We start from the raw sequence: 1697 nt of genomic DNA, 5'->3' as shown, positions 1-1697 counted from the left end.
CGCCAGATCCGTTGATGGCAGCTGCCAATGGGTCGGCCTCGGGATTTCGTGGTTTGGCGGTGGCGGTGTTTGAGGACCTGCCGCTGGCCGAATTTGGCAATCGCTTGCCCAATCTGGCGTTTGAAGTAATCGCCGATGAGGTCGCGGTTGATCTGGGTGCTGCCATTGCCGAGGTGGCGGCAGCGGCGGCGGTGCAATTGTCGGTGCGCGGGCAATTTCCGGCAGTGACCGGGCTATATCTCGGGCAGGCTGGCCCGTTGGCTGATGCCATTGCGCCGGCTGTGCTAGCCGCCGGCGCGGTGTTTTCGGCTGGCGAAGCACTGGTTGGTCCGGGGCAATTGCCAATCAAGCTCGATCCCGCCGGCGCGGCGCGCGCTCGCAGTGCGGGCGATGATCAGCCCCAGGATCGTCGTCGCCGCGCTGGCGCAGCAACCAGTGCCGCCACCGTGGAATTGGGCTATTTTGATCCAGCGAGGGATTATCAGCCCGGTTTGCAGCGCGCCCGGCTGCGGGCCGGCGCCCGGATCGAAGCGCTGGCATTGCCGCTGGTCTTGACAGCCGATGCCGCCAAGCAGCTGGGGCAGGGGCGCTTGCTGCGGCTTTCGGCAGCCCGCCAACGGCGGACGTTGCACCTGCCCTGGCGTTATCTCGGCCTGCGCCCTGGCGACGTGCTGCGTCTGGATGGCAGCGACTGGCAGATACGCGACGTGCGCTTTGCGGGATTTGTGCTCAGCCTTGATCTGGTTCTGGTGCCTCAGGTTTTAGCGCCGTTGCTGCCGGGCGATGCCGGGCAGGTGCTTGATCACGGTGACCGGCCCGCCGGCCCGACAACACTGCTGGCGCTCGATCTGCCGCCATTGCCGGGTGAATTGCCGGACAATCCGCGGTTGTGGCTGGCCGGGGCCGGCGCTGGCGCTGGCTGGCGGCGCGGCGAGGTGATGATCAGCCTGGATGCTGGCGCCAGCTGGCAAGCCGGCGGTTCATTGCCTGGGCCAACGATCATGGGCCGCAGCCTGGGCGTGCTGGCACCTGCGCTTGGCGCAGGGTGGGACCGGGTGAACAGTGTTGATGTCGAGCTGATCTCGGATGCGATGTGGCTGGAAAGCCGGCCCGATCTGTCGGTGCTGGCCGGGGCCAATCTGGCCGTGCTGGGCGATGAATTGATCCAGTTTGCGGCAGTGGAGGCGATTGGCCAGCGGCGGTTCCGCCTGTCTGGCCTGCTGCGCGGCCGGCGCGGCACCGAATGGGCGACATCTGGGCACAGCACGGCAGAACGCTTTGTGCTGCTTGATCAAGCGGTGATGCAGCCATTGCCGTTGCCACTTGAGTTGCTGGGCGAGACCGTGTTGCTGCGGGCTGCGGGGGTTGGCGATGCGGACGCGGTGCCAGTTGCCATGGCCGTTGGCGCGGCCGGGCTGCGACCACTGGCGCCGGTTCACCTGCACGCCCGCCGCAAGAACGGCGAGATTGCCTCGACATGGATCGCGCAAAGCCGGGCTGGCTTTGGCTGGCCTGATCTTGGTCTTGGCAGCAGCGATGCGTCGTTCGGCCCGGCTGGAGAGTTGCAAACCCGGTATCGGGCAGTGTTGCGCTCCCAAAGCGATGTTGTTGCTGAGGCCATTGTGACCGAACCCGCATGGAAAATTCCGGATCATCCCGGGCCAGTTTGGCTTGATGTCATGCAAATCGGATTGGTG

The 1697-nt window shown here is 66.0% G+C and carries 1 protein-coding gene; it reads left to right on the top strand.

Annotation, left to right across the window (positions count from 1 at the left end):
- Nucleotides 1-59 precede the first annotated feature (59 nt).
- Nucleotides 60-1697, top strand: a 1638-nt coding sequence (locus tag ABWP50_RS09985) for a GTA baseplate fiber-binding domain-containing protein (RefSeq protein WP_353217845.1), incomplete at its 3' end; no start/stop codon positions are given.

Source organism: Sandarakinorhabdus sp., from assembly GCF_040398645.1.
Classification (GTDB): Bacteria; Pseudomonadota; Alphaproteobacteria; order Sphingomonadales; family Sphingomonadaceae; genus Sandarakinorhabdus.
The sequence above is the reverse complement of the archived record's forward strand: the minus strand, read 5'-3'. Positions and strand labels throughout refer to the sequence as shown.